Here is a 3,183-nt window from a genome sequence, read left to right on the forward strand (position 1 = left end):
GACCCGGAGCCGGTAATAGAGGTCGTGGCGGAACGCGCCCCGGGCCACCAGGTCGGCCAGGTCCCGGTTGGTGGCGGCCACCACCCGCACCCGGGCCCGCCGGGTTTCCACGCCCCCCACCCGCTCGAACTCCCGCTCCTGCAGGAACCGCAGGAGCTTCACCTGCACGTCCAGGGGGATCTCGGAGACCTCGTCGAGGAACAGGGTGCCCCCCTCGGCCAACTCGAACTTCCCCGGTTTGGCCTGGACCGCGCCGGTGAAGGCGCCGCGCTCGTGGCCGAAGAGTTCGCTTTCCAGAACCCCGGGGGCCAGGGCCGAGCAGGCCACGGCCACGAACGGCCCCGTGCGGAACCGGCCGTTGTAGTGGATGGCCCGGGCCACGAGTTCCTTTCCGGTGCCGCTCTCCCCCTGGATGAGCACGGTGGCCGGGGAGTCGGCCACGGCCCCGATGGCCTTGTACACCTCCTTCATGGCCCGGCTCCGGCCCACGATCACGTGGGGGTCGTAAGCCGGCGGGGGGGCCTCGGCGAAGGCGTAGCCCCGCCGGGCCAGGGCGGCGAGATCGAGGGCCTTGCCGATCACGGCGTCGAGGTGCCCGAGATCGAGGGGCTTGCCCAGGTGGTCCATGGCCCCCCGCCGCATGGCCTCCACCGCGGTGGTCATGTCGTCGTAGGCCGTGATCACCACCACCGGGGTGTCGGGCCGCAGGCCCCGGCACCGGTCGAGGAACCAGAACCCGTCCTCCCCCGGAAGCCGCAGATCGAGGAGCACCAGATCCGGCGACTCCCGGCCGGCCAGGTCGAGCCCCTCCCGGGCGGCCCCGGCCAGGAGCACCCGGAACCCCCGGCGCTTCAGGTGGAGCTGGAGGCTCCGCCGGATCGACCGGTCGTCGTCCACGACGAGAATCGTTTTCACCCCGCCTCCCCTCCCCGCGGCCCGACGATGGGCAGGAACACCGTGAAGGCCGCGCCGCTTCCCTGGGTTTCCGCCAGGATCTTGCCCCCGTGCCGCAAAACGATCCGCTGGCTCACGGCCAGGCCCAACCCCCCTCCCCCCGCCTTCGTGGTCACGAACGGGTCGAAGAGGTTCTCGAGCACCTCGGGCGCGATGCCCGGCCCGGTGTCGGAGACCCGGACCATGCCCCACGGGCCGTCCCGGCCCACCTCGATCCGGACCGTTCGCACCGCGCCCCCGGACTCCATGGCCTCGACCGCGTTCAGGACCAGGTTCCACACCACCTGGCGCACCTGGTCCGGGTCGCACCGCACGGGCGGCAGATTCGCCTCGGCCACCACCTTGGCTTCGGCGCCGGACTGGCGCAGCCGCTCCTCGCACAAGGACACCACCGAGCGCACCAGGCGTTCCAGGTCCACCGGCACGGGCCGCAGTTCCTGGGGCCGGGCGAACGACAGGATCCCCTGCAGCAGCCCGTTCAGGCGCTGGATCTCCTCCTCGATGATGGCGAAGTTCTCGTCCGCGTCGCCCCCGGGCCCCACGGTCTCCCGGAGCATCTGGATGTTCATCCGGATGGACGAAAGGGGATTTCGGATCTCGTGGACCACCCCGAGGGCCAGGTTGCCGGCCGCGGCCAGGCGTTTCGCGGCCACGATCTCGTCCACCGCCGCCTCCAGCTCCCGGCGGGCCCGGTTCAGGTCCCGGGTGCGGGCCTCGACCCGGCGGCTCAGGGCCCGGTTCCAGGCCGCCAAGGCGGAGGCCAGCAGGAGGCTGCCCAGGAGGATCGCGCCGATGGTGGCCGCGGTAAACCGCCCCTGTTCCCGGAGAAACGAGGCCATCACGGCCTCCACCTCCCGCACCGGGGTACACACGCCCAGGATCCAAACCCGCTGCTCGACCCGCACCGGGGTGTACCCCACGAGCTTGCGCACGGTCCGGGCGGGGTCGGACGGGTCCTCGAACTCGTACCACCCCACCCCCGGCTCCCTCTCCCGGGCCGCACGGTCGAGCAGGGTGTAGAGCACGGGCCAGCGATCCTGGAACGCCTGCTCGAAGCTCTGGCCCCCGATCTTGCCCGCCGGGTCGACCAGGACGCTTCGCTCGTCGGCGTCCACGAGCCAGGCGTACCCCTCCCGCCCGATCCGCACCGAAAGCACCTGGTCCCGGGCCAGCCGGTCGAAGTTCACGGTGAAGGTGACCACCCCCTTGAACGCCCCGGCCGGGCCGTAGATCCCCTCCGCCACGATGAGGGCCTTGTCGCCCCGGTGCTGGCCGCCCTGCATGGTCATGAACGGGGTCACGTACATCCGCCCCGGCGCGCCCCGGTCGCGCGCCCACTGGTAGTACCCCCGCCAGGCATAGTTGCGGCCCAGGGTGTAGGTGTCCTCGGGCACGATGGCCACCACCGTGCCGTCCCGGTCGAACACCACGAGATCGATGATGGGGAGATCCGACAGGGTGTCGTAGGTGCGCCGCAGGCTGTTGGCGAACCGGGCGGCCGTGTCCCGGGAGACCTCACCCTCCTCGAAGAGGCTCGCCACCAGCGAAAGGTGCCGACGGAAGGTGGCGAAGGTGCCCTCGATGGTGCGGGCGGCCTGTTGGGCCAGGAGAAGTTGTTGGTGGTTGTACTGCTCGAAAAACCGGTCCCGGGCCTCGTCCCGGATCCGCTCGGCGGTGCGGAGCACCCAGACCAACAGCACCGCCGCCACCACCCCCGACGCCAGGACGAGCCCCCAGCGCCGAGCCGCCGGGAAGCCGGAAGGCTGGGAACCCGGAAGGCTCAAGACCATCGCGATGCCCGTTTGGTCGGTCTCCGGTCCACGATCTTCGGTCACCTCAACTTCGGCGGGGATTTTGGCCCGGTGCTTTCACCAAGCCTGCCAGCCTCCCAGCATCCCAGCGTTCCAGCCTTCCAGCTTCCCATTCACCCAGCGGCAGCAGAGACGCCCAACGCGACCGGGGGGGCGTGGGGCCTGCTTCCGGCCGTGCGCGAGTGCGGCATCCGACTTACGATGGATCCGTCACTCTGCCCCTCTCCCGATACAGCACAGGCAAGGCGCTCGTGACCGAACGATTGCGAGGCCTCAAAACGGTCACGTCCGTCAAGGTGGTGTAAGAAGCCGACCGCGTCATCCTCGGTTGATAGATCAGGCTGCCACCGGCAGCGCCGGGTTCGGTGGGGGTGGAGTGGTTCGTTTGATCACGTCGGCGATCGACTCCAAACTCATA

The 3,183-nt window shown here is 70.5% G+C and carries 2 protein-coding genes; both read right to left on the minus strand.

Annotated features, from left to right (window positions below):
• Positions 1 to 915, minus strand: a 915-nt coding sequence (locus tag ACY0I8_RS17255; RefSeq protein ID WP_461395736.1) for a sigma-54-dependent transcriptional regulator, incomplete at its 3' end; no start/stop codon positions are given.
• Entirely contained in the window at positions 912 to 2,789 is a 1,878-nt protein-coding gene (locus tag ACY0I8_RS17260) for a sensor histidine kinase (RefSeq protein ID WP_461395737.1), read from the minus strand. The genes ACY0I8_RS17255 and ACY0I8_RS17260, both read right to left, overlap by 4 nt.
• Positions 2,790 to 3,183 lie beyond the last annotated feature (394 nt).

Source organism: Deferrisoma sp. (genome assembly GCF_054681715.1).